Raw genomic sequence first — 22,480 nt, forward strand, 5'->3', positions numbered from 1 at the left:
TGCTCATCGACGAGTGCTGGCGGGGCCGCCGGTGGGTGGTCGAGACGGACATCGCTTCCTGCTTCTCGGCAATCCCGCACGAGGGGCTCATGGAGGCGGTGGAGGAACGGATCTGCGACCAGCCGGTCCTGAAGCTCCTGCGCGCGATGCTGCGCGCCGGGGTAATGGAAGACGGCCAGGTCCGCCGGGAGGCGTCCGGGACCGCGCAGGGCGGGGTGATCAGCCCCGTCATGTGCAACGTCTACCTGCACCGGCTTGACCGGGAATGGGATAAGCGCGACGGGGTTCTGTGCCGCTATGCCGATGACCTGGTCGTGATGTGCTGGTCCCGCAACCAGGCCGAGGCCGCCCTGGAGCGGCTGACCGCCCTGCTGGCCGCCCTGGGCCTGGAGCCCAAGGCGGCCAAGACCCGCATCGTGCACCTGGAGGAAGAAGGCGAGGGCTTTGACTTCCTCGGCTTCCACCACCGGCTGGTGCGCTCGCGGGGGCTGAACGGGAAGAAGCCGGTGACGTTCCTTGCCCGCTGGCCCGCGGACAAGGCCATGCAGCACGCCCGCGACCGGATCAGGGAACTGACCAGCCGGTCCCGGCTGCTGCTGGACCCGAAGCAGATCGTGGAGGACCTGAACCGGTTCCTGGGCGGCTGGGCCGCCTACTTCCGGTTCGGCAACTCCGCAGCCCGCTTCGAGAAGATCAGGAGCTATTCGCGGATGCGCATGGCGCTGTTCATCAGCAAGCGCAAACGCAGGTCACGGGAGTTCGGCTGGTCGGTCGTTGCCTACCAGTCCTCCGACCAGCTCGGGCTGATCACCTTGTCAGGAATCGTCGTCGACCCCAGGCCCTTCCGGGACTGGCGGGGAAAGCCGAATGCCGGCGGTGAACGGCGTCGGTGAGCCGTGTGCGGGAGAACCGCACGCACGGTTCGAGGCGGCGGGGACTGGAAACGAAGCAGACCTGGCCAAGGACACTGGGGTGGCACAACCGACCGGGAAACCGGCGGCCACGAAGGCCCCAAGTCCTAAAGCCAGCAAGCCACCGCGCCAGTCCCCGACCCTACGCGTCCATGATCTGCTGGCCTGAGGTTTTCGGCTGGGGTTGATTTTCAGGTTCCGGCCGTCCCTGGCGGCCCGGCTGTCGCGCCGGGTGGGCGGGGTTCCACGGCCCCGGGGTTGGTCCTTTCCGTGTCGCAGGGATGGTCCGGGCTGGTCAGCCGGACGGAGGGGCTGCAAGCGGCGACCGCGGCGGTGATATCGCAGGCCCAGGGCCATCGCTCGGCCAGGCGCAGCCGCAGGCGGCGGCCGCCGCGGACGAGTCGGCCGGCCACGGAGAACAGGCGCAGGCGGAGCCGTGTGACGCTGGGCGTCCGCGCCGGGCAGATGGTGACATTCGACCTCACGGGCAGCAAGATCGCGGCGCACCGGACGCTGCATTCCGTCGTGCTGGCCTTCGGGGACGGCTCAGACCTGAGGCTTACGAGGACCAGCGGCACGGCGTACCACGGGTACCGGAAGGTCGGCGTCTACCTGGCGACGCTCACGATCGTGGACTCGGCCGGGCAGAATTCGTCGGCCAGGCGAGTCGTGGTGGTCGGAGGGACTGCCAACCAGCTGCAGCTGAACAGCACCACGGTGCGGCTGGGGGCCTTGGCCATCGCCTCCATCGTCCCGCTCCGCCCGACGAGTGAGTCCCTCACGCTGGCCCACGACGTGGCCAAGCCGAAGGTCGGGCAGGTGCTGCTGGCCGGCCGGGGCAAGCTCGTGCCGGCCGGCCTGATCGCCGTGGTGCGGACGGTGACGTCGAGCTCCAGCCTCGATCATCGACCTGCCGGCACCGGGTTGCCGGAGGTTGTCAGTTATCTACAACAATCCAGGCCAGCCGGAATAGCAGCTGCCCCGATCGAGGAAGCCGTCACCATCCACCAAGCACGGGCTCAGGCGCGTCCCGCAGCATTCGCCGACAGTGATGGGAACTCGCTGAGATCAAGGCCGCTAACTAGTCGACTCGAACGCAAGTGGTCGAAGCGCGCCGAACTGGACAATCTGTACACGTGTGCACTGCCACAGAGGGACCATTAATCTTGCGCGCCTACTCTGCAGGTCGGTCCTCTAGCTGTGGTTGCGGCGGAGAGCCGTGATCGCCCACCGCCTCGCCCCGCCACCCGCCGGACTACCCCAAGCAAAGGCCTGAAGGATCCCAAACAGCGAGGGCATAGCAGAGCGTGCCATCGCCCCGTTCACAGATCGAGCCGGCCAGGCGGCGCGTCTGTTCCGAACTGGATCGATCGGCGCGTTAGGAGCGCCAATCACGGCAGCGCGACATGCGATTCATGGTGACAGGAGGAGTTCTCCTGTCTGAATGCCCGCCCCGGCCCGGTGCGGGGACGACCGGCGGCAGGCAGCCGCCGCCGAAGCCGTGCGCCAGGTCATCGATGGCGGTGAACCCCGCCTGGCTGATCACGGCTGCGCCGGCACGATCAGCTCGCGACCGCGGTAGAACCCCTCCTGCTCGCTCAGGACGTACGGAGCCATCGCCGCACGCCGGCGCGTCTCCTCCCACGATGCCCGCCATGCATCACATGCCTCCCGGGAGACCCACGACGACACGCCGATGATCTCCTGCTCGTCGTCAGACCAGTATGCGTACGCGTGCAGCATGCCGTCGGGATGACGCTCGGGCCGCCAGAGCCGCTCGAAGTCAGCCAGCGTGCCTGGCTTGATCCGGCGCGTTGTCATCCAGACAAAGTTCTCCTCCATCGCGGCCTCCTCCAGACCGGCGCGGGATGGCCGCCGCCGAGCCAGCCGACGGCCCCCCTGGGATGTCTGACCAATTATTCCTCGTGCCAGGTCAGCTAGGCAGGGGGGATCCGGACGCGGCCGTCACGCGGCCAAGGCCGGCGGCTGCGAGAGCTGCCGGCCTGGTGGACTAACGACGTCGCCGTCGCGGAGCGCGCTGTCGCCGCCGAGAAGGCCCCCGGCAACGGCCTTGCGTACCAGGCGCGCCCCGCGTTCCGGCGGCGCGTCCTGCTGGCAGGGGCGATCTGCGGGGCGGCCCTCCGGAGCCGGCGGCGGCCCGCGAAAGGGAAATTTGCCTCCGGCCATGCTCCCGCAGTGGCCAGAACTAGCATGTCTCGATCTCCTTGCCTAGGTCCAGGACCCTCGGAAGAGACGCGGCCACCAGCACGCACTGGCGGGGCTGCTGGCCGTGGGGATCTCGGCGGTGATCGCGGGGTCGCGGTCGTTCGCCGCGATCGGGCAGTGGGCCGCCGATGCCGGGCCGGGGGTGCTGGCCGGGCTTGGCGCGGCGCGCGGCCCGGCGGAGGAGTCCACCTTCCGGCGCGCGTTCGCCCTGGTCAGCGCTGATGTGCTCGACGGGGTTCTTGGTGCCTGGCTGTGGACGAGGGCGGTGCGGGCCGGCGGCCGGCTGGTGATCGCGATCGACGGCAAGACCGTCCGCGGGGCGAAGAGCAAGGGCAGGAAGGCCCCGCACCTGGTAGCGACGCTGGCGCACGGCATCGGCGCGGTGCTCGGCCAGGTCGCCGTGGACGAGAAGTCGAATGAGATCCCCGCGGTGCAGGACCTGCTCAGGGCGTTCGCAAGCCTCGCCGGCGCAGTCGTCACGATCGACGCGATGCACACGCAGACTGACACGGCGAAGATCATCCTCGGCCGGGGCGCCGACTACGTGATGACCGTCAAGGGCAAGATGCCCACCTTGTACCGGCAGCTGAAGAAACACCCCTGGGCCGCCGTCCCCGCCGTCTCGGCCGTGAGCACGGACCACGGCCGCAGGGCCCGCCGACGATCAAGGCCGCGCTGGCGCCGGCCTGGATCGAGTTCGAGGACGCCGCCCAGGTCGCGCAACTGCGCCGCACGGTCACGAAGAACGGCAGGAAGACCGTCGAGGTCGTCTACCTCATCACCAGCGACCGCAGCGCCGACCCGGCCACCCTGGCCGCCTGGGTCCGCAGCCACTGGGAAATCGAAAACCGCCTTCACTGGGTCAGGGACGTGAGCTATCAAGAGGACAAATCGCTGGTCAGGACCGGCAACGCGCCCCGCGTGATGGCATCGCTGCGCGGCCTGGCCATCAGCCTGCTGCGCCTGGACGCCCACACTAACATCGCCGCCGCCAACCGCCACTACGCCCGCGACCCGCAGCGCGGGCTACATCTTCTTCAGACCGCATGAACGACTTGCAGGGATCAGATCTAGTTGGCCACGGACACCACGGGATCGTGTGGGGTCACGGAGAGTTTTTGGAGTGCCGGGGCCGGCTGGCGGGTTCGGGGGCGCCGGCTGTTTAGTGCCGTGGAGCGGTCGCGGTTGATCCACCAGAAGCTGAACCCGGCGAGGGCGAGGGCGAGGGCGAGGTAGATCGCGGTCTCGGCCCACTGGAAGGCCCAGTAGCGGCTCGCGGGCTGGTAGGTCACCGTCTGCCGAAGGTGAAGGCTCTCGATGTAGTCGTTGCACGCCCGGGCCGCGGCCGGTGACGGGGGGACCGGCGCAGGGCCCGGCTGGCTCGCCGGGCCGGCGCAGGGCCCGGCTGGCTCGCTGGAGGAGGCGCGGCCGTCCGAGGTGGTGAGCTGGCTGGAGGAGATGACCCAGGCGCCGGGCGGGGCCGCCGCCGACCCTGGTACCAGGGACAGATGCCCGTTGGAGGCTCCCACTGCGGGCATATCGGCGATCGATGCCAGGCTGAGCGTCGAGGTGGCCTGGACGGGCGGGATGAGGTGGGGCCGCACCAGGACGGGGAAGGCGATGATGACGGCGGTGAAGACGGCGAGGGTGACGGCCATCGCGGGCAGGGTGCGGCGGATGAGGAGCCCGGCGGTGACACCGAGGGCGAACGCGAACGCCGCGTACCCGGCCGGCGCGATGCCCGTGTGGAAGCTGCCGGACGTGAACGGGGTATAGCCCGGGTCCGCCTTGTGGATGGGGCTGGACCACCAGTTCACCATGAGGCTGAACAGCTCGCCGGCGGCGATGGCGGCCGCCCCGGCGATGGCGAGCTTGGCGGCCAGCCAGCGGACGCGGGTGACGCCCTGGGTCCACGCCAGGCGGAAGGTGCCGGTCTCGAACTCGCGGGCGGCCAGCGGCGCCCCCCAGAACATCCCGATCAGGCCCGGGACGGCGAGGCCGGCGGCGTTCAGCGAGTTGGCCACGTCGAGGTAGCCCTGCGAGGGGAAGGTGTAAGTGAACATGTGCGCGCAGTTGCCCTGCTGCTTGCAGATGGCGGCGGCGGCGTAGTAGGCGTGGTTGAGCTGGATCCCGGTCACCAGCAGGACGGCGCCGGCGATGGCCAGCACGCCGGCGCCCGCCAGGGCCTGGGTGCGGAACCGGGTCCAGGCGAAGCGGATCATGATGCGATCTCCAGTCCGGGCCGGTCGGCGCGCGCAGCGTCGCCCGGCTGGCTCATGTAGGCGAGGACCATGTCCTCCAGGCTGACCGGCCGGACGGTCCAGGCCGGGTCGAGGACCGGGCCGGAGGTGCGGACGAGCAGCGTGCTCTGCTTGCCGGCGTGGCTTTCCTCGATGACGTCCCAGCTCACCGGGAGCGTGCAGTGATCACAGCGGGGACCGGACAGCCGGTGGTGCGTCGCCAGCAGTTCCTCGGTCTCCCCGGCTAGCCGCACCCGGGAGGCGGTGAGGACGACGAGGTAGTCGCAGACCCGCTCGATGTCGGCGATCAGGTGCGAGGACAGCACGACGCTGACCTGCTGCTCGGCGACGGTCTCCATGAGGTCCCGCAGGAACTCCCGCCGTGCGAGGGGGTCCAGGCTCGCGACCGGCTCATCCAGCAGCAGCAGCTCGGGCCGCTTGGCGACCGCCAGGGTGAGGGCGAGCTGGGCGCGCTGGCCGCCCGACAGTGACCCGGCCCGCTGCCGGAGGTTGAGGCCAAGGTCGCTGATGCGGCGCTTGGCGAACTCGGTGTCCCAGCCCTGGTTGAGCCAGGCGCCCATGCGCAGGTGGCCGGCGACGGAAAGCCCCGCGTAGACCGGCGCGTCCTGGGCGAGGAAACCGAACCGGCCGAGCTGCTCCGGGGTGCCGGCCGGCCGCTCGCCCAGGACGCTGATGCTGCCCGAGTCCGGTTCCAGCAGCCCGGCGGCCAGTTGCAGCAGGGTGGTCTTGCCCGCGCCGTTCGGCCCGACCAGCCCGGTCACCCGTCCGGCGGGGACCGCCAGGGTGCAGTCGGCGAGCGCCCACCGCCGCCCGTAGCGCTTGCCGAGGCCGCTGGCCTCGATGACAGTGGTCACGCCACTCCCTCCGTGAAGCAGTTTCGGACCGCGGTCCGGTAGATCGATTCGATGTCGTCGGGTCCCAGGCCCGCCGACCGCGCCGAGCGCAGCAGGTCGGTCATGGCGGCGAGGATCCGCCGCTGCGCGGCGGGGTCGGTGGCGGGCAGCGACCGGATGACGAACGTCCCCATGCCGGGCCGGCCCCGCACCAGGCCCTCCCGCTCCAGGTCGCGGTAGGCCTTGAGCACCGTGTTCGGGTTGATTGCCAGCCTGGCGACGACCTGCTGCGCGGTCGGCAGCCGGTCGCCCGGGTCCAGCAGGCCGAGCCGCAGGGCGTCGCGGACCTGCTGGACCAGCTGGAGGTAGGTGGCGACACCCGAGGTGGGGTCGAGCTGGAACTCGATCACAATCACCCTTCCACTAATTGGTTAGTGAAAGAGGGTATCCGTCGTGGCCGCCCGGCGCAAGCACTCGCGCGCGGACCCGGGAACAGGGTCCGGCCCAAGTAGCAGCCTCGACACGCAACAGCAGCCGCCGTACCGTTGCGGCACCGGGAAACGCAGGGACAACGCGCGGCACCCAGGCTGATCAGCGCGATCGGTGCGAGTGGCCAACTACCCGAAGACTGGCCAAGCAGTGGCCAGATACACCGGCGAGTGGCCAGATACGTGCGATCCTTACACGACTTTGCCGGGTCCCTGCCTGGAGGGGAACCACGCAGAACTGGAGTATTTGCGTCCAAGCGCCAGGCCGTGGTACTGGTGACGTTGACGGAAATATCCGCCGATAGGCGCGACGGCTGCTTCACGGCAGAGCTGCCTGAGGTCGGCACAGAGCCGGGCGATCTGGGTGCCCATAGTCGACCGCGAATACCCTTCTCATGCCGCATAGCAGGTATTACGCGAGCGGGTTCACGAAGTCGTAAACCGGGCGAAGTTACCTAATACAGTACTAATTACTTAGCGCACGAGTTGTGCAACTTTTAGTTAAACGTTGGCTATCAGCATGTCTTATGCATCAGTCGCTTACTGTTGAGCGCTTACTCATGCCGCGATGAGGAACGTCTGCCCATGGTTCCCGTCCGGTTCTGAGCCGCGCCGATTCGGCAGGGAGGATGTTCGTATGCCTCGGCCCTGCTTCCGCGGGTTTGTGCTGGTACCGGCGTAGGTTCGGGGCTGGGACCCGGCCTGACCCGCGATTCGGCTGACGCCGCGCCTGGCTGTCTTTCTAACGATCCGTCGGCCGGGTCCCAGTTCGGGCACCCACCGGCGCAGCCGGCTGATCTGCCCGGCCTGGGCTAGAGGCCGGGGTTCACGGGTCCGACGGCCAGCAGGTGCGTGCCATCCCTTAACCGAGAAAGGGACGGCTATGACCATCGTAGAAGAAAGAACCGCGATTACCGGCGGGGTCGACACTCACTCTGAAGTGCACGTCGCCGCGGCGCTCGATCCTGTCGGCGGGCTGCTCGGGACGCGGGAGTTTCCCGCGACGGCGGCCGGGTATGCGGCCCTGTTGTGCTGGCTCGGGACGTTCGGGGACGTCGCCCTTGTCGGCGTGGAGGGCACCGGCAGCTACGGCGCCGGCCTGGCCAGGTACCTCGCGGCCCGCGGCGTGCGGGTGGTGGAGGTGGACCGGGCCGACCGGCAGGACCGCCGCCGCAAGGGCAAGTCCGACCCGCTGGACGCGGTCAGCGCCGCCCGCGCCGCCTTGTCCGGGCGGGCAGCCGGGATGCCCAAGGGCCGCGACGGGGCGGTGGAGGCGATCCGGGCGCTGATGGTCGCCAAGCGAAGCGCCCGCAACGAGCGCACCCAGGCGATCAACCAGGCCCGGGCCCTGATCCTGACCGGCCCGGACCAGCTGCGGGCCCGGTTCGCCGGGCTTCGTGCGGCCGCCCTGGCGGAGGCGGTCGCCGCCTTGCGGCCGCGCCCCGGCGACGTCGCTGATTACGCGGTCCGCACCGCGCTGCGCGAGCTCGGCCGGCGCATCGGGTTTCTCGACGCCCAGATCGAACGGCTGGATGACCTGATCATCCCGCTCGTCACCATCCGCGGACCCGGCCTGCTCAGCCTGTACGGCGTCGGCCCGGACACCGCCGCCCTGCTGCTGATCGCGGCCGGGGACCACCCGGAGCGGCTGCGCAGCGAGGCCGCCTGGGCGCACATGTGCGCCGTCGCCCCCATCCCCGCCTCATCAGGCAAGACCAGCCGCCACCGGCTCAACCGCGGCGGGAACCGCGAAGCGAACCACGCCCTGTGGCGCATCGTGATCACCCGGATGAGCGCGCATCCCGCCACCCGGGCCTACGTCCAGCGGCGCACCGCCGAGGGACTGTCCAAAAAGGAGATCATCCGCTGCCTGAAGCGTTACGTCGCCCGCGAGGTCTACCCCTACCTGAGACCCGGCGCCTGACCCGCAAGCCCCCGGGGGGGCCTGGCCCGCTATTCGGCTGCCGCAGACATGCTGGCCTTCTAACGATCCGCCGGCCGCCCCGGGACCCTTTCCCAGGCTGCTGAACCTCGTGACCTGATAAGAGCCTGCCCTCCGAAAGGAGCGGCCCATCCCTGTCTTGTCCGCCTCGCAGCAGCTGCCAAATCCAGCCGAATTCCCTGCCAGAGAAGACCTTGACAACCATAGGAGCATCGATATAGCGTGCTGGGCGCAGTTGCCGGTTGTGCGGCTTCAATAGCGTGATGCAGGTGTCTGGCATCAGGCCCTAGGCGTGAGATGAGCACTTGGAGATGGGGAGCGGCTGCTAGCCGCTGGCCAGGATCTGAAGGTCCTCGTGGTCAACGACGTCTTCGGGATGAGAGCGCGCGCAGCAGTACGCGGACAGCGAAACCAGGATCCACGCCGGCCCCGGTCCTTCACAGCAACCCACTGGCACCCGCAACGGCTGGCCGGGCAGAATGGTGGCCGGTGTGTCACCGACACGATGAAGGACGCCAGTCACCTGGCATTTTCAGCAGACTGGCGGGTGACCGTGCACTCGTCCTGCGGCCCGTCGGCCGCTGCGCCGCCATGGCACAGCACCTCGCCAAGAGTGACCTGCACCCCGGCCGCGGCGGGCACGGACGACGAGACGAGCAGGCACAGCGCAGTCATGCCCGGCCCTCCGACCGTACAGGTCGCACACAGCGTCGGGCTCGGCACCCCGCTCCAGTAGCAGCCGCATTACCTGTGCCGCGTTGCGCGGCGACTGCAGCTGCCGCCCGGCCTCGACGCCGTTCGCGGCGACATGGTGCAGCAGCGTGAGTGATGCGGGAACGGCGAGCGCATCGATATCAACGGCGGATGCGCGTCGAGCAGGCCGCGCAGCGCGCGCATTCGGAAGGCTCCGCGCAGTCCCCGTGCCCCCCGCCCGATTCCCGCCCCCGCGGAGAACGGACGGGGGCCACCGAAAAGCAGTCCCCGAAAGAGAAGACGTTTTGGATACCACCACGGAGCACCCGGCCCGGCGAAGACGACTGGGAGGCATGCGAGCGATTGCGCCGGGCGGGGACGTACGAGGTTCCCGGAGGCGCGAGCAGCCATCGACAGCGGCATGGGCGAGGCCGCCGGGATCCTCCGACGGGATGGGCGCGGCCGCAGTGGCGAGTAGATGCGCGGGTACGTCCCGTCTAGCCAGTCCCGGATCTGCCTGCGCTGGCTCGCGTGGATGTCGAGCACGGCGAGCTCGGCGGGCGCGCCGCGCTGGTCATCGCACCAGCATCGGCCCGGGTGGCGTACTACCTGTGGCGGTATGCGCCGCTTGCCGTCAATCGGATGAACGCACGCCAGCTGGCCCGGAGCCGCGCAGGACTCCCTGCCCACCAGGCAGCCCGGCTGACCTAGCACCGCCCCGCGGCCAGCCGCCGGGAGAGGCGCCGGAATGGATAATCTGTGCCCAGCCTATGTCGGCACAACTAGGTGAGAACAATTGTTTGTCCGCTTCACGTGTCGTCGTACCGCCAACAGCGCCAAAGTGAGCAGCACGGGCCTGTGAGGCGCAGGATCACTTCGAATAGGCCGGCCAAGGCGGTGAGAGTCATCTAGGCATCCGCCCCAAGGGACATCAGCCGCCGTTGGCCGACGCGTGACAGGCGCCTCCCGCGGTTCGCGCTCTGAGCCGCCGCCGGCACGCCAGAGCCGCCGGTGGGCGCGCTAGAAGTCTCTCCGCAAGGGCCCGCCTGTCCCGGCTGTCCCGGCCAGCGCGCCGTGGCGGCGACACGGCGCGCTATGCCTCAGAGCGGACGGACGTTCTCCGCCTGCGGCCCCTTCTGCCCCTGGGTCGTGTCGAACTCGACCTTCTGGTTCTCATCCAGCGACCTGTAGCCGGAGCTTGAGATCGCAGAGAAATGCACGAAAACGTCCGCCGTCCCGTCATCGGGGGCGATGAAACCAAAGCCCTTATCGGCGTTGAACCACTTCACTGTCCCTGTTGCCATCAGTCCACGTCCTCTATCCACTATGCCGTGACGCGGCCTGCCGCGTCGGCTGCGAGTTTACCTGTCCTGGCTCCCACCGCGGGGTCCACCCCATTTTCCGGTCTTCCGCAACACCAAGTTAGCTGCCAGGTCAGCCCAACACCCCGTCCGCGTCGAGCACTGCTCCGCCACCTGCCGGGAGCCGGCGCCGACACTGCAATCCTCGACGACGCCGAGGCTTCATGCTCCAGATCCGCCTGATATGGGCGGCGAACTGCCCTAGGACGGCCTCGCCTTGTACAAGCGCAGAATTGGCCGATCTGCACGTTCCGCGACCTACCGGGAACACCGCATCAGTTTTGAGAATTCTTCAGTCGTGCTGTCACGCGACGCTACGAGCTGTACCGAGAAGGCTGAGGGGCGATAAGTATCTTGCCTGTATTCAGCTAGCTTCCTTGCGCTGTTCCTGGCCCCCTCTTCGCTCGTCCTTCCTGGGACGTCTCCTTGGCACGATGACGCCACGAAGCAGCAGTTCACCACCCCAGACGCCCCACGGCTCTCTTCTTTCTAGAGCGCTCCTTAGTGGAGCCGATGTCGTGGCAATGTCAGTCCCGAAAACGGAATCCGGTGCTCCGGCCGCCTAGCCTCGATGTTTCGCGTCCATGATCTGCCTGCCTGATGTGTTCGGCTGGGGTTGATTTTCGGGTGCCGGCGGTGGCTTGCTGCCCGGCTGTCGCGCCGGGTGGGCGGGGTTCCACGGGCCCCTGGGGTTGCTCCTTCCGTGTCGCAGGGATGTTCCGGCTGGTCATCCGGACGGGAGGGCCTGCAGGCGGGTGACCGCGGCGGTGATCTGGCCGGCCCACGGCCAGCGTTGGGCGAGTCTTAGCCGCAGGCGGCGGCCTCCCCGGACGAGGCGCCCGGCGGCGGAGAACAGGCGCAGCCGGAGCCGTTTCGGTTCCCAGCGGCGGGCGGCCCCGGTCAGGGCGAGCAGCTGCGTCCAGGTGAGCAGCTCGCAGGCCAGCGCGACGATCTCGCACCACAGCTGGTTCTGGGCGAAGCCCTGCAGCGGGAGGTTCCGCAGCCCGGTGTCCTTCGCGCAGCGGATCCGGTCCTCGCAGCGCGCCCGCCGTCGGTGGCGCAGTTCCAGGTCTGCGAGCTGGCCTTTCCTGGCGTCGGTGGCGAAGGCGGTGAACCGGTGGCCGTCAAGGTCGGTGAACCGCAGCTGCGCCCCGGGATGCGGGCGTTCCTTGCGGACGATGACCCGCATCCCGGCCGGCCAGCTGTCCAGGTCGAGCAGGCCGGTGATGTCCGCGACCCAGGCGCCGTCCCTGAGCTGCCCGTCGCCGTCGTAAGCCGGGGTCCAGGACCCGGCTGGGACCTGGAGGATGGCGGCCTGCATGTCCTCGGTGATCGTCATGCCGACGGAGTAGTGCAGGCGGCGGGACGGCGCGGTCAGCCACTGCAGGAACCCGTGCGTGCCGCCGCCGGAGTCGGTGCGGACCAGGACCCTGCGGCGCAGGTGACGCGGCAGCTGGGCCAGTGCCAGCCGGGTGGTCTCGATATGGTCGGCCGCGGTGTTCGACCCGGCGCTCCCGGCCCGCAGCATGATCGCGAGGGGCTCCCCGTTCCCGCTGGCGCCGTGGTCGGCGAAGGCGGCCAGCGGGTGGAAGCCAAAGGACTTCTTCCAAGTTGGCGCGGCTTCTTGTTTCTCTGAGTGGGCGATCACGATGGTGGCGTCCAGGTCCACGGTGACCAGCCCGCCGCCGGCGCCCGGGGCGGCGTCCCCGGCCAGCGCCCAGGCCCGCTCCCGGGCCGCGGCCCGGGCGGCCCGGATGGCCTTCAAGGCCTGCGGCAGTCGGCGGCCAGCTGGCTGACCAGCCGGGACACCACCGGGTCCGAGGCGACCGGCCCGGCCAGCTCCGGCTGCTCCCGCAGCACCGCGATGTCGGCCAGGCAGTCCCCGCCCAGCGCCACCGCGGCGGCCAGGTCGGCCACGATCTTGCCCGGGTCGTGGACCGCCCGCGGCGCCCGCCACCGGGAAAGGCCCTGCGACAGGCCCCGGCCCAGGCCGGTGACCCGCATCGTCTCCCACAGCAGGACCGCGCCCGCCTGGGACACCAGCCCCTTGCCGTCCGAAGACACGGTGACCCTGGTGCCGCGTGCGTTACTCTTCACTCGAAAGGTGCCTTCGGCTCGGGACGGACAGGACTCTAGACAAGCCTTATCCTCCCAGGTCAAAGGCACCTTTTCATTTGAATAGACAGGCGCCGGTAACCCCAGGCGAAAGCCCGAGGCTAGTACGACAGCAGTACTAGGCCAGGCCTTCGCCTTGTCGAGGGATGCGGTTGCGGTGACGGCTTCTGCCAGAGCTTTATACCGAAGCCGCCCAGCAGGGTCGCTCCTCGGAGTCCGCGTCAGGCTGAAATGCGGGACGGCAGGACGAGTTCGGCGGCACGCGCCTGCAGGTCACTCAGCGCGGTATCGGCGAAGGGCGGGAACGGTTCGTCATCGTTCGCCTTCATCCAGCGGTCGAACGCGACGCTGAAAGCGAGCATGCCCATCTCCGCCCCCATTCGCGCGGTAAGTTCGTCGGTGCCTCGCTCGCGCAGGGCGGCGGTGATCGACTGGGTGACCCGGGCGTGCTTGAGTAGTCCCCGCTCCTGCAACTCGCTGTTCGCCGCGACCACCAGCCTGCGCCGGGCGGCTGCGGCCCGCAGCTGCGGGGTCATCGCGACCCCGGCCGCCGCGAGCGCCGCCCGCAGGCATTCGGTGAGCGTCGCCCCCGGGGGCGCAGCCCGGATGGCGTCGGCGAACAGCCCGGCCAGCGCGTCTTCCCCGCCGAAGAGGACCTCGCGCTTGTCCGCGAAGTGCCGGAAGAACGTAGCGCGGTTCATTCCCGCGCGGTCTGCGATCTGCGCGACGGTCGTCTCCTCGTAGCCGTTCTCCGCGAACAGGTCCAGTGCGGCGTTTTCCAGGCGCTCACGCGCATTCGGTGCCCATCTGCTCACTGTCACATCCTAAGAGACGCGATCGGATCGCATCACTTGAGATGTTGATGCGACTAAGTCGCATCAACATGGTAGAGTCATGCGACTAGATCGCATCACAGTTCCGGCCGCGGCGCCTGCGCCGCACATCCTCTTCACCGGCAGCACAACCAAGGAGGCCTTTCATGCGCATCTTCGTCACCGGCGCTTCCGGCTGGATCGGCGCGGCCGTCGTCCCCGAACTCATCAGCGCGGGCCACCAGGTCCTCGGGCTTGCCCGCTCGGACGCCTCCGCCAAAGCAGTCGCCGGCATGGGCGCCGAGGTGCTGCGCGGCGACCTGCACGACACCGGCGTGCTGCGCGCCGGCACCCTCGACAGCGACGGCGTCATCCACCTGGCCTTCGTCGTGCCCAGCGTGAGCGAGGCTGCGACGCGGGCCGACGCCAGGGCCATCGAGACATTCGCCACCGGACTCGCCGGCTCCGGCAAGCCCCTGGTGATCTCTGGCGCAACGCTCGCGATACCCGGCCGGCCCGCGACCGAACGCGACGAGCTCATCGCCGTCGGGCCCGTCGCGGCCCGCATCACCAACATGCAGGCCGCCCTCGCTGCCGCAGAGCGGGGCGTCCGCTCCTGCCTGGTCATGCTGCCCCGCTCGGTGCACGGCCAGGGAGAACGCCACGGCTTCATCCCCCAGCTCATCGCCGCTGCCCGGGCCAAGGGCGTCTCCGGCTACATCGGCGACGGGACCAGCCGCTGGCCCGCGGTCCACGTGAAGGACGCCGCGAGCCTGTACCGGCTGGCCGTCGAGCAGGGGCCCGCCGCCGCAGTGCTCAACGCCGTCGGTGACGAAGGCGTGCCCGTCCGTGAGATCGCCGAGGCCATCGGCCGGCACCTGAATCTGCCCGCCCGGTCCCTGCCCGCCGAAGAATTCGGCGGCATGCTCGTGCCTCTGCTCAGCAGGGACATGCCCGCCTCCAGCACCATCACGCAGGAGCTCCTGGGCTGGAAGCCCGCCCACCCCGGCCTCATCGAGGACATCGAACAGGGCCACTACTTCACCTGACCAGCCCAGACGCGGTTCCAGGGAACAAGGACGCGGCGTCGCCGGGCCCGTGACCCGGCACGGGCCCGGCCTCCAGATCGGGTCCCGTCAGCGCGGCAGCGCACACAGGCGCACAGCAGACGGCCGCGGCCCAGAAACGTGCCTCCAAGCGCGTTCCGCTGGCCAGCACAGGTGAGCCCAGGAACTCCGGCGGGTGGTGGCGTGTCGCGGTGGGAAGACGCCCCGCTGCCGGTTGCCGGCCGGCTAAAGCCGGGTCCCGCCGCGGAGGGCTCAGGTGGGCGGCGACGGCCCGGGTGATCTCCTCGGGGTCGTCGCCGAGCTGCGCTGGCAGGTTCCCGTTGAGCCAGAGCGTGGCCAGCCCGTGCACGATCGACCAGGCGGCGACCCCGTAGGCCATTCGCTCCCGGGTGATCTCCCCGGTGCCGTAGAGCAGGGTGGCCGCGGCCGCCCGGGCACGCCCGAGCTCGGCGTCGTCGCGGTGGTACAGCTCCGGCCGGTACATAACCTCGAAATGGGCCCGGTGGGTCACCGCGAAGCGCACGTACGCCACGCCGACCTCCAGGAAGCTGCCGCGAGTCTCCTGGGCCCCGCGCAGCGCTTCGGCCAGCAGGCGGTAGCCCTCGGCCGCCACGGCGGTGAGCAGGCCGGCCCGGTCGCCGAAGTGGTAGGTGGCGGCCGCGTGGGTGACCCCGGCGCGGCGCGCCACCGCGCGCAGGCTCATCGCCGCGGGCCCGGACTCCTCGATCTCGCCGATCGCAGCGCAGATGAGGGCCGGGCGGAGGTTGCCGTGATGGTAGGGACGGCTGCCGGATGCCACACCAGCAATCATAGTTGCAATCTTACCGGTGGATAGATTATCTTTCCAGTGGACAGATTCGCTGAATCTTAGGAGGACTACGATGCCGGCCCTGCCCTGGCTCGAGCGCCAGCCCATCGATCCGCAGCGCCAGTACGTCGCGATGGCGTCGCGGCTACCGCTGAAGTCCTACCGGTTCATCCCCGGCTTCATGCGCGACACCATGCGGATTCGCCGCCAGCTTGGGCAGGCCACCGGGCTGGTCGGCTACACGCTGAACGCCGGCCTGGCCCGAAAGACGTTCTGGACGTTCTCGGTCTGGGAGGACCAGGCCAGCCTAGACAAGTTCGCAGCCAGCGACCCCCACCGCGCCATCATCGGGCGGCTGCGCCCGCGGATTAGCCCGACGCGGTTCGAGTTCTTCCCGATCTCCGGGTCCGACCTGCCGCTGGCGTGGGCGCAGATCACCGCGCGGGTCAGCTGACGGGCGAGAGGCCCAGGCAGTCGCGCAGCGCGGCCTCCAAGGCGCCGACCCGGTCGAAGCTGCCGGGTTCCTGCGCGCCGGGCGGGTTGCCGATGGCCCGCCGGTACAGGTCCGGCCGCCCACAGCGCGGGCCGCGCATGGGCCATTCCCGGCACACCGTCCGGCCCGGGTCATGTGGAGGTGTTTTCGTCGCTTGTGACGATTTCGCCGGCAGTCGCTCGTCCAGAAGGAGAGCTGGGCCGCATCAGAGCGGCCGCTAACACTCATTAGGGAGCATGTCATGCGCTCGATCACGGCCACGATGTCGGTCACCCTCGATGGCGTCGTCCAGGGCCCCGGCCGCCCGGACGAGGACACCCGCGGCGGCTTCACCGACGGGGGCTGGGGCCTGCGGTACAACGACGAGGTGATGGGCAGCGAGATGGCCAAGGGCATGGCCAAGCCCGCTGACATGCTGTTCGGGCACCGAACCTGGCAGGACTTCATCACCGCGTGGGGGCGTAAGACCGATGGGAACCCGTTCACCGCTCACATGAACGCGGCCACCAAGTACGTCGTATCCAGGACGCTTAAGGATTCCGGTGCCTGGCAGAACTCAATCCTGCTGTGCGGCGAGGCCGTTGAGACGGTGGCCACGCTCAAGGCCCAGCCAGGCAATGACCTGGCGATTATCGGCAGCGCGTCGCTGACCCGCACCCTGCACGCCGCCGGCCTGATCGACACCTGCACGCTTTTGATCCACCCGCTGACCCTGGGCAGCGGCACGCGGCTGTTCGAGGGCCCCGCCCCGCTGACCGAGTTCGAGCTCACCAGCGCGATCACCACCGGCAAGGGCGTAATCATCGCCAGCTACAACCGCCGGCAAGGGAGCGGGCCGCGGCCATGAGGGTGTGCCGCCTAGGCAGCCGAGCCCCGGCGGCCACGCCCAGGTCGAGTTCACCGTGTCCGGTCGCCAGCCGCCACGAAGCACTTAACCGCTCGGCCCGTGCCGGGTCCGCCCGCCCAGGGGGCGGGCCGGGGGCCAGCTGGTTGCGCAGCTCGGCCTCGGCCAGCAGCCGCAGGATGGTTTCCGCTCGCTCGCCGTTCATGTCCCCAAGCGTGGGGCATTTCCCGGGCATTTCGCACGGGCACGGCCGTGCCGACCCGGCCCGAAGTTCCGGTCACCGGCACTTCGGCCCGGTGCGGAGTGGCTCTTACTCAGGTGCGGTAGGCGTCGCGGCGGTGAGCGACGTCTACTACCGTCACGACGCGGGCCTTGTCGTCGATGCGGTAGATCACCCGGTAGGTTCCGCGCCGGGCACTGAATCGGTCGTCCATAGGAGGGAGCAGCCTTTTGCCGACCCGGTAGGGATCGGCGAGCAGCGGACCCGTGATGAACTCATAAGCTGCTGCCGCGACCGCTTCCGGCAGCGTTTCACTGAGCGCCCGGCGGACGGTAGACGTCGTCCGAAGCTCATAGGAATCCTCTGCGGGCTCGCCGCTCACTTCGCCTGGCGCCGCCTCATCGCCTCAGCGAGTTCCTCGGCAGAGACGTACTCGCCGCGGGCTAGCTCGGCGTCGGACTCGGCTAGCCGGTTCATCGTTGCCGCATCGCGCATGATCTCTAGGGTCTCCTCCAGCGCTTCCAGGTCTTCTGGGGCGATAAGCACGGCAGAGGGCTTCCCGTGTACGGTGACGGTCACCCGCTCGTGATGATCGTGGACGCGGCCGACGATCTCGGACAGGTGAGATTTGACGTCGCCTAGAGGAAGCACAGTCATAGTCAAAAGTATGACCAAAAATCTAGGTAGCGTCAAACGTCACCGCGGCGCACCGCAGGCTGGTGGTGCGCGCCCCGCGCCGATCGGGCACGAAACGCGTAACCTAGACACGTTCGATAGAAATCAAAAGCGAAAAGCGGCAATGAACTGGAGTGGATGACGGGAATCGAACCCGCATGACCAGCTTGGAAGGCAATGTGCCACGGACGGCTGATCTGCGCTTACGCAGATGAACGGTACTTTTTCGGTGTCCGTGAGTGACCGTGAAACACCTCGGTTCACCGCTCCGTCGGGCACGTAGCGGGCACGCTTTCCAGCATGCTCACATGCGCTAGCACTCCATCGTCCGGGACGCAGGCTCCGTGACGCCACGGCCGGCGGCAGCCCAGGCTCGATGTTGATGATGTATTATTCTTTGTGGATAGACAACATTTCTGGAGGTGTCCCATGGCTGTGACGCAGATCGACATCGATCAGGACGCGCTGGATCGTGCGATGGCCCTGTCCAAAGCTAGGACGAAGAAGGACGCCGTCAACCTTGCTCTAAGGTACTACGCCGAAAGCCAGGAGCGGGCTGCCCGGATCGGCCGGCACTTTGAGCGTGCGCAGCACTGGGGAGCGGTCGAGGACGCGGAGCAGGTACATCAGGCCGAGAAAGATGCCCGGTGATCTACCTGCTAGACACCTCTGCCCTGGTCCGACTGCTGCGCGACTCCAAGCTCCAGGAGGCGTGGTACGACCCGATCGATGCCGAGGCGATCGGGAGCTGCTATCCCCAGCGCACGGAATTCCTCTACAGCGCGCGCAACGCCGTCGAGTACGACGAGATCACAGAGATGTTCAGCGATCTGTACCCGGATGTGGCCGTGCCGAAGGCCGCCGGGCGGTGGGTCTCGAGCGTGCAGTACCAGATGTCGCGCGCGGGCCAGCACCGCAGTGCCTCGGCGGTAGACCTCATCATCGCAGCCACCGCCGCGTATCACGGCCTGACAGTCCTGCATGACGACGCCGACTATCGTACGGTCGCTCGGCATGCGCCTGACCTGGCCGAGCACAGCATTCACGACTACGCCTAACAACGCACCAGAAGGACTGTCGCCTCCATATAGGGACTGCCCGTGAGTGACCCGTGCCTGGGCGCGGTGGGTGCTGTGCGAGGCCGCGCAGACCGCCAAGCGCCACCCTGACTTCGCCCCCGGCTACGAGGCCCTGGCCCGCCGCCGCGGCAAGAAGATCGCCACCACCGCGATCGCCCGCAAACTCATCACCCGCGCCTACCACCTGCTCACCGACGCCGCCAGCGGCGGTGCGCCCAGCTAGCGAGGAGGGTCGCAAGTCCCGGGCGAGCTCGCAAATTCGCATGAGCCGGCCTCGCCGCGCTCGATGACCTGACTGAGCAGCCCGGTCCCCGGATTCACGGTCATGGCTCCCGCCCGACCAGCGGGCAGGCGCCGAATGGGTGCATGTGAGACCACTCCGACGACCACGCACGACCCGGGGAAAGCCAGCAAGCGACCTCCGCACCAGACAACCAGCAGGAACCCAACGACAGTCCCACCCCAACCCGGCGACTGGAGATGAGGTCACCGGGTCAATTCAGCACTGCCTCTTGACAACTGGGGCCCCGATGGGTGCGAACATAGGCCGGTCCAACGCTGAAGCCGCGACTGCCGGCACCGGGAAACCGGGCAGTGCCGCAAGGCTGTCGGGCACGCAGCGGCCACGCGGTCCGATCAAGTGCTGTGGCGAGGGCGAAAAGACAGCCAAATCAAGCTCTTGAGCTGCGATGAAGAGAGCGGATGACGGGAATCGAACCCGCATGACCAGCTTGGAAGGCATCGGGTAGGGATCCGCTGAGTAGCGTAAACGCAGGTCAGGTGGCGTGTTCGACTGCCCGTGAGTGACCGTGAATCGCCCTGGTTCACCGTCCGGTCGGGCACGCAACCGGGCACGCCGTTCGCTCGGCCGGGCCCTGCAGCTCAGCGAGGCCGAGCGGGAGCGCCTGCTCGATCTCGCCCGGCTTCGCTGGTGCCCAAGCGGGGATTAGGCCGGGGAAATACTGGCACAGGTGCGGGCGAGAACCTGACACGGCCGGCGTGAACGCCTAGAACACCGGGGAACGGATTCATGGCTGCCGCAGCAACGGTTGCAGCAGGACGACTGAGAGAAGGCATGATGGAGACCCTGAAGCAGCCGCCGCCTGGCACCCTGCAGATCGGCGTTGTCTACCCGCAGACCGAGCTCCGCGGTGACCCGGGCGCTGTCCGGCGGATCGGCCAAGGAGCCGAGGAGCTGGGCTTTGACCACATCCTCGCCTACGATCACGTGCTCGGTGCCGTTCACGCCGGACGGGTGCCTCCGCTCAGCGGCCCCTACACCGAGCATGACCCGTTCCACGACCCGTTCGTGATGTTCGCCTATCTCGCTGGCATCACAAAGCGGATCCGTTTCGCCACGGGGGTCCTGGTCCTGCCGCAGCGCCAGACAGCGCTCGTGGCGCGGCAGGCGGCCGATGTCGACCTGCTGTCCGGCGGGCGGCTGCGCCTGGGCGTGGGAGTCGGCTGGAACCATGTCGAGTACGAGGCTCTCGGCCAGGATTTCCGTACCCGTGGCGCCCGGCAGGAGGAGCAGATCGGGCTGCTCCGCCGGCTGTTCACGGAGCCCGTCGTCGACTTCGCCGGCCGTTTCGACCGGGTTGATCGGGCCGCGCTCGTGCCGAGGCCCGCGCGGCCCGTCCCCATCTGGCTCGGCGGATCGGGCGAGGCCTCGTTCGAGCGCGCCGCCCGGCTCGCGGACGGCTTCATCTTCTTCGGCGGCGGCATCCGCGCCGTCGACGCGTGGAAACGGCTGCGTGATCGCGTGAGCAGCCTTGGCCGGCAGGCCGAAGACTTCGGCGCGGACTACGTGGCGCTTCCCCAGGGCGGCGGCGTGGGCGACCTCACGGCCGAGGTCGATGCCTGGCGCGAGGCAGGCGGCACCCACGTCTCTGTCGTCACCATGGGCCTCGGCCTGGACTCCGCCGACGCCCATCTCGATTACTTCACCTCGGTGGCGGGCGCACTCAGCCTGCCGTGAAGGCGCTGGGCCATCCGGGCTCCTGCTCAGCCCGTTCACCTCGCGGGAGATCGAGTCCCTGTTCTGCTTGACCTAGTGGGTACTTCCAACGCGTCGCAGATGGGCCTTGGTTCCGGGGGCGCTGCCCTCCGTTCAGGCCACGAGACTGCGAAAGGCCAGCGGCTGTTTGGACGGCTCCGCAACACGGCAGAATCTTCCGGGGACGTCTACGACGATCAAGAAGCCCGGTGCCCGCTATGCGCCTGCCGGAAGCTTGAGCCGCAGCTGGTGACCGCCGGTGATCACAGCGCTCCGACCGACCCGCACGGAGTGATGCGGGATCCGGGCCTCGCGGCCGCCCTGTCCGGGGCACTGGGACAGCAGGTCTCGCTGCGCCGCGGGACGAGGTTCGCCTACTAGTGAACGGATGACGGAGAGCGGATGACGGGAATCGAACCCGCATGACCAGCTTGGAGGCAACGGGCTAGGTTTGGCTGACCTGCGCTTACCCAAGTGGGAGGCCAATTTCGCTGTCCGTGGGTGACCGTGAATGACTGCGGTTTACTGCCCTTACGGGCACGTAACGGGCACGCCGTTCGGGGTTGGGCCCTTCGACAGGGAGAGGCGACAGGTCTGGCGTCTGTGACGCGCGAAGTATAGGATTTGCTATAGTCACGCTATGGGAGAGGACGCGTGGGAGATCTACCAGACAGACGAGGTCGCTGCCTGGATGCGAGACCTGCGGAGCACCGATCCGCAGGCCGCCGAGAAGGTCGAGGCCGCCGTGGACGTGCTCGCCGAGTACGGGCCAACGCTGGGAAGGCCTCTTGTCGACACGTAAACGGGCTCGAAGCTCGCGAACCTGAAGGAACTGCGCCCGCGGCAGACGAACATCCGGATCTTGTTCGTCTTCGATCCGTGGAGGTCAGCCATCTTGCTGGTCGCAGGCGATAAGACGGGCCAGTGGCATAGGTGGTATGAAGGGGCTATCCCGCAGGCGGAGCAACTGTTTGCGCTCTACCTCAAGGAGCGAGCGAAGGCAGAGGAGGAAGGCCGTGACTAGCTTCTCGAAGTGGGACCGGGACGCCTACCGCGCGCGCGTCGGAGAGCAAGAGGCCGCCCGCCGTCGCGGTGCGATCATGGCTGAGCAGTGGGGCTATCAGCTTGCCGAGCAGCGGAAGCGCCTTGGCTTCACCCAGGCGGGACTGGCGGAGATCATGGGCGTGACTCCCGGCCGGGTCTCCCAGATCGAACATGGTGAGGTGTCAACCGTTGAGGCGCTTGCCAGCTACATCGCTGCGCTCGGCGGAAAGCTGGAGCTGATCGCGGACATCGGCGGTCACCTGCTCAAGATGCCAGCTAACCCGGCCGCCTGACGCCCGTCGCGGCACCACGCATGATCCCTAGAGTCTTTTCTAGCGTCGCCTATAGAGAGGACTGTCTCGGTCAAAAGTATGACCAAGGTACAGCGCCCTCGAACGCCATTACGAGACAACTCGCAAGCTGGTGATGCGTGGCCCTCATCGATCGGGCACGAAATGCCTCGCGCTGGATGCAGACACTCGAAATCAAATGCAAAAAGTGTCGTTAAGCTGGAGCGGATGACGGGAATCGAACCCGCATGACCAGCTTGGAAGGCTGGGGCTCTACCATTGAGCTACATCCGCGCGACCTCCGCCGACGCTGACATCGACG

At 68.5% G+C, this 22,480-nt stretch carries 27 protein-coding genes, 1 tRNA gene and 2 pseudogenes; 17 read left to right on the forward strand and 13 right to left on the reverse strand.

Going from position 1 to position 22,480, the window contains the following annotated elements; genetic code table 11:
* Both EAS64_RS19995 and EAS64_RS20005 read left to right on the forward strand, forming a co-directional pair.
* The coding region (locus EAS64_RS19995) for a reverse transcriptase domain-containing protein (RefSeq protein WP_246115779.1) at window positions 1-893 on the forward strand (893 nt) is incomplete at its 5' end.
* A gap of 456 nt (window positions 894-1,349) precedes the next feature.
* Complete coding sequence (locus EAS64_RS20005) at window positions 1,350-2,075, forward strand: PKD domain-containing protein (RefSeq protein ID WP_187366162.1); 726 nt, start codon at window positions 1,350-1,352, stop codon at window positions 2,073-2,075.
* A 378-nt stretch (window positions 2,076-2,453) separates the two neighbouring features.
* Here the strand turns inward: EAS64_RS20005 and EAS64_RS20010 are convergent, their stop codons facing one another.
* On the reverse strand, window positions 2,454-2,753 hold the full coding sequence (locus EAS64_RS20010) for an NIPSNAP family protein (protein ID WP_145854935.1): 300 nt from the start codon (window positions 2,751-2,753) through the stop codon (window positions 2,454-2,456).
* A 403-nt stretch (window positions 2,754-3,156) separates the two neighbouring features.
* On the opposite strand from EAS64_RS20010, the pseudogene EAS64_RS46770 reads away from it, so the two are divergent.
* Together EAS64_RS46770 and EAS64_RS46775 are read left to right on the forward strand one after the other, a co-directional pair.
* Window positions 3,157-3,810: pseudogene (locus EAS64_RS46770) on the forward strand (ISAs1 family transposase); the annotation flags it as partial.
* A gap of 50 nt (window positions 3,811-3,860) precedes the next feature.
* The gene (locus EAS64_RS46775) at window positions 3,861-4,187 is read left to right on the forward strand and encodes an ISAs1 family transposase (protein ID WP_281283310.1); all 327 of its coding nucleotides are present in this window, start codon (window positions 3,861-3,863) and stop codon (window positions 4,185-4,187) included.
* Window positions 4,188-4,207: 20 nt separating this feature from the next.
* Here EAS64_RS46775 and EAS64_RS20020 read toward each other — a convergent pair whose 3' ends face one another.
* Genes EAS64_RS20020 through EAS64_RS20030 form a run of 3 tightly spaced genes read right to left on the reverse strand, consistent with a single transcriptional unit; the run spans window position 4,208 to window position 6,641 of the window.
* Window positions 4,208-5,359 (reverse strand): ABC-2 membrane transporter-related protein, encoded by a 1,152-nt coding sequence (locus EAS64_RS20020; RefSeq protein WP_145854937.1) that lies wholly within the window; start codon window positions 5,357-5,359, stop codon window positions 4,208-4,210.
* A complete protein-coding gene (locus tag EAS64_RS20025) occupies window positions 5,356-6,252 on the reverse strand; it encodes an ABC transporter ATP-binding protein (protein ID WP_145854939.1) in 897 nt (298 codons plus the stop codon). The genes EAS64_RS20020 and EAS64_RS20025 overlap by 4 nt, the downstream gene beginning before the upstream one ends.
* Window positions 6,249-6,641 (reverse strand): GntR family transcriptional regulator, encoded by a 393-nt coding sequence (locus EAS64_RS20030; RefSeq protein WP_145854941.1) that lies wholly within the window; start codon window positions 6,639-6,641, stop codon window positions 6,249-6,251. Before EAS64_RS20030 ends, EAS64_RS20025 begins: the two co-directional genes overlap by 4 nt.
* Window positions 6,642-7,602: 961 nt before the next feature.
* On the opposite strand from EAS64_RS20030, the gene EAS64_RS20035 reads away from it, so the two are divergent.
* Window positions 7,603-8,643 (forward strand): IS110 family RNA-guided transposase, encoded by a 1,041-nt coding sequence (locus EAS64_RS20035; RefSeq protein WP_145854943.1) that lies wholly within the window; start codon window positions 7,603-7,605, stop codon window positions 8,641-8,643.
* 537 nt (window positions 8,644-9,180) lie between these two features.
* On the opposite strand, the gene EAS64_RS43665 is transcribed toward EAS64_RS20035, so the two are convergent.
* Window positions 9,181-9,336, reverse strand: coding sequence for a hypothetical protein (locus EAS64_RS43665; RefSeq protein WP_187366046.1), 156 nt, complete (start codon window positions 9,334-9,336; stop codon window positions 9,181-9,183).
* Between the two features lie 549 nt (window positions 9,337-9,885).
* Between EAS64_RS43665 and EAS64_RS20040 the strand changes: the two genes are divergently transcribed.
* Window positions 9,886-10,065 (forward strand): hypothetical protein, encoded by a 180-nt coding sequence (locus EAS64_RS20040; RefSeq protein WP_145854945.1) that lies wholly within the window; start codon window positions 9,886-9,888, stop codon window positions 10,063-10,065.
* Window positions 10,066-10,454: 389 nt separating this feature from the next.
* On the opposite strand, the gene EAS64_RS20045 is transcribed toward EAS64_RS20040, so the two are convergent.
* The 3 genes and pseudogenes from EAS64_RS20045 to EAS64_RS20055 form a co-directional block, all read right to left on the reverse strand.
* On the reverse strand, window positions 10,455-10,658 hold the full coding sequence (locus EAS64_RS20045) for a cold-shock protein (RefSeq protein WP_145853631.1): 204 nt from the start codon (window positions 10,656-10,658) through the stop codon (window positions 10,455-10,457).
* A gap of 784 nt (window positions 10,659-11,442) precedes the next feature.
* Window positions 11,443-12,812 (reverse strand): annotated as a pseudogene (locus EAS64_RS20050) (IS1380 family transposase).
* Window positions 12,813-13,051: 239 nt separating this feature from the next.
* The gene (locus tag EAS64_RS20055) at window positions 13,052-13,645 is read right to left on the reverse strand and encodes a TetR/AcrR family transcriptional regulator (RefSeq protein ID WP_145854947.1); all 594 of its coding nucleotides are present in this window, start codon (window positions 13,643-13,645) and stop codon (window positions 13,052-13,054) included.
* A 164-nt stretch (window positions 13,646-13,809) separates the two neighbouring features.
* On the opposite strand from EAS64_RS20055, the gene EAS64_RS20060 reads away from it, so the two are divergent.
* Window positions 13,810-14,691 carry an SDR family oxidoreductase gene (locus EAS64_RS20060; protein ID WP_145854949.1) on the forward strand — a complete coding sequence of 294 codons (882 nt, stop codon included), beginning with the start codon at window positions 13,810-13,812 and terminating at the stop codon, window positions 14,689-14,691.
* Here EAS64_RS20060 and EAS64_RS20065 read toward each other — a convergent pair.
* Entirely contained in the window at window positions 14,684-15,508 is an 825-nt protein-coding gene (locus tag EAS64_RS20065) for a TetR/AcrR family transcriptional regulator (RefSeq protein WP_246115780.1), read from the reverse strand. The two genes, EAS64_RS20060 and EAS64_RS20065, sit on opposite strands and share 8 nt — an antisense overlap.
* Before the next feature lie 82 nt (window positions 15,509-15,590).
* On the opposite strand from EAS64_RS20065, the gene EAS64_RS20070 reads away from it, so the two are divergent.
* Together EAS64_RS20070 and EAS64_RS20075 are read left to right on the forward strand one after the other, a co-directional pair.
* Window positions 15,591-15,971: a hypothetical protein gene (locus EAS64_RS20070; protein WP_145854953.1), complete on the forward strand. Its 381-nt coding sequence runs from the start codon at window positions 15,591-15,593 to the stop codon at window positions 15,969-15,971.
* Window positions 15,972-16,251: 280 nt separating this feature from the next.
* Window positions 16,252-16,857 (forward strand): dihydrofolate reductase family protein, encoded by a 606-nt coding sequence (locus tag EAS64_RS20075; RefSeq protein WP_145854955.1) that lies wholly within the window; start codon window positions 16,252-16,254, stop codon window positions 16,855-16,857.
* On the opposite strand, the gene EAS64_RS20080 is transcribed toward EAS64_RS20075, so the two are convergent.
* From EAS64_RS20080 to EAS64_RS20090, 3 genes are all read right to left on the reverse strand, one after another.
* Window positions 16,811-17,059, reverse strand: coding sequence for a hypothetical protein (locus EAS64_RS20080; RefSeq protein ID WP_145854957.1), 249 nt, complete (start codon window positions 17,057-17,059; stop codon window positions 16,811-16,813). The genes EAS64_RS20075 and EAS64_RS20080 overlap by 47 nt on opposite strands.
* Before the next feature lie 109 nt (window positions 17,060-17,168).
* Window positions 17,169-17,456: a type II toxin-antitoxin system RelE family toxin gene (locus EAS64_RS20085; RefSeq protein ID WP_145854959.1), complete on the reverse strand. Its 288-nt coding sequence runs from the start codon at window positions 17,454-17,456 to the stop codon at window positions 17,169-17,171.
* Window positions 17,453-17,731 (reverse strand): type II toxin-antitoxin system Phd/YefM family antitoxin, encoded by a 279-nt coding sequence (locus tag EAS64_RS20090; protein WP_187366047.1) that lies wholly within the window; start codon window positions 17,729-17,731, stop codon window positions 17,453-17,455. Before EAS64_RS20090 ends, EAS64_RS20085 begins: the two co-directional genes overlap by 4 nt.
* 447 nt (window positions 17,732-18,178) lie before the next feature.
* Between EAS64_RS20090 and EAS64_RS20095 the strand changes: the two genes are divergently transcribed.
* From EAS64_RS20095 to EAS64_RS20120, 8 genes are all read left to right on the forward strand, one after another.
* Window positions 18,179-18,400 carry a type II toxin-antitoxin system VapB family antitoxin gene (locus tag EAS64_RS20095; RefSeq protein ID WP_187366048.1) on the forward strand — a complete coding sequence of 74 codons (222 nt, stop codon included), beginning with the start codon at window positions 18,179-18,181 and terminating at the stop codon, window positions 18,398-18,400.
* Window positions 18,397-18,807 (forward strand): PIN domain-containing protein, encoded by a 411-nt coding sequence (locus tag EAS64_RS20100; protein ID WP_145854963.1) that lies wholly within the window; start codon window positions 18,397-18,399, stop codon window positions 18,805-18,807. Before EAS64_RS20095 ends, EAS64_RS20100 begins: the two co-directional genes overlap by 4 nt.
* Before the next feature lie 46 nt (window positions 18,808-18,853).
* Window positions 18,854-19,051 (forward strand): hypothetical protein, encoded by a 198-nt coding sequence (locus EAS64_RS20105; RefSeq protein WP_145854964.1) that lies wholly within the window; start codon window positions 18,854-18,856, stop codon window positions 19,049-19,051.
* An 852-nt stretch (window positions 19,052-19,903) separates the two neighbouring features.
* On the forward strand, window positions 19,904-20,806 hold the full coding sequence (locus EAS64_RS20110) for an LLM class F420-dependent oxidoreductase (protein WP_222849463.1): 903 nt from the start codon (window positions 19,904-19,906) through the stop codon (window positions 20,804-20,806).
* Window positions 20,807-21,073: 267 nt separating this feature from the next.
* On the forward strand, window positions 21,074-21,205 hold the full coding sequence (locus EAS64_RS46780) for a hypothetical protein (protein WP_281283288.1): 132 nt from the start codon (window positions 21,074-21,076) through the stop codon (window positions 21,203-21,205).
* 259 nt (window positions 21,206-21,464) lie between these two features.
* Window positions 21,465-21,626, forward strand: coding sequence for a hypothetical protein (locus EAS64_RS47175; protein WP_342782058.1), 162 nt, complete (start codon window positions 21,465-21,467; stop codon window positions 21,624-21,626).
* Window positions 21,627-21,647: 21 nt separating this feature from the next.
* Window positions 21,648-21,848 carry a type II toxin-antitoxin system RelE/ParE family toxin gene (locus tag EAS64_RS47180; RefSeq protein ID WP_342782071.1) on the forward strand — a complete coding sequence of 67 codons (201 nt, stop codon included), beginning with the start codon at window positions 21,648-21,650 and terminating at the stop codon, window positions 21,846-21,848.
* The gene (locus tag EAS64_RS20120) at window positions 21,841-22,161 is read left to right on the forward strand and encodes a helix-turn-helix domain-containing protein (RefSeq protein ID WP_246115781.1); all 321 of its coding nucleotides are present in this window, start codon (window positions 21,841-21,843) and stop codon (window positions 22,159-22,161) included. The genes EAS64_RS47180 and EAS64_RS20120 overlap by 8 nt, the downstream gene beginning before the upstream one ends.
* Before the next feature lie 217 nt (window positions 22,162-22,378).
* On the opposite strand, the gene EAS64_RS20125 is transcribed toward EAS64_RS20120, so the two are convergent.
* Window positions 22,379-22,452 (reverse strand) — tRNA-Gly (locus tag EAS64_RS20125).
* Window positions 22,453-22,480 lie beyond the last annotated feature (28 nt).

Origin of the sequence: Trebonia kvetii, assembly GCF_007827045.1 — a bacterium.
Classification (GTDB): Bacteria; Actinomycetota; Actinomycetes; order Streptosporangiales; family Streptosporangiaceae; genus Trebonia; species Trebonia kvetii.

Coding starts and splice junctions, on each gene's coding strand:
- EAS64_RS20010 (WP_145854935.1), bottom strand. CDS start 2,753: ATGGAGGAGAACTTTGTCTGGATGACAACGCGCCGGATCAAGCCAGGC.
- EAS64_RS20020 (WP_145854937.1), bottom strand. CDS start 5,359: ATGATCCGCTTCGCCTGGACCCGGTTCCGCACCCAGGCCCTGGCGGGC.
- EAS64_RS20035 (WP_145854943.1), top strand. CDS start 7,603: ATGACCATCGTAGAAGAAAGAACCGCGATTACCGGCGGGGTCGACACT.
- EAS64_RS43665 (WP_187366046.1), bottom strand. CDS start 9,336: ATGACTGCGCTGTGCCTGCTCGTCTCGTCGTCCGTGCCCGCCGCGGCC.
- EAS64_RS20045 (WP_145853631.1), bottom strand. CDS start 10,658: ATGGCAACAGGGACAGTGAAGTGGTTCAACGCCGATAAGGGCTTTGGT.
- EAS64_RS20060 (WP_145854949.1), top strand. CDS start 13,810: ATGCGCATCTTCGTCACCGGCGCTTCCGGCTGGATCGGCGCGGCCGTC.
- EAS64_RS20070 (WP_145854953.1), top strand. CDS start 15,591: ATGCCGGCCCTGCCCTGGCTCGAGCGCCAGCCCATCGATCCGCAGCGC.
- EAS64_RS20075 (WP_145854955.1), top strand. CDS start 16,252: ATGCGCTCGATCACGGCCACGATGTCGGTCACCCTCGATGGCGTCGTC.
- EAS64_RS20080 (WP_145854957.1), bottom strand. CDS start 17,059: ATGAACGGCGAGCGAGCGGAAACCATCCTGCGGCTGCTGGCCGAGGCC.
- EAS64_RS20090 (WP_187366047.1), bottom strand. CDS start 17,731: ATGACTGTGCTTCCTCTAGGCGACGTCAAATCTCACCTGTCCGAGATC.
- EAS64_RS20095 (WP_187366048.1), top strand. CDS start 18,179: ATGGCTGTGACGCAGATCGACATCGATCAGGACGCGCTGGATCGTGCG.
- EAS64_RS20110 (WP_222849463.1), top strand. CDS start 19,904: ATGATGGAGACCCTGAAGCAGCCGCCGCCTGGCACCCTGCAGATCGGC.
- EAS64_RS47175 (WP_342782058.1), top strand. CDS start 21,465: ATGGGAGAGGACGCGTGGGAGATCTACCAGACAGACGAGGTCGCTGCC.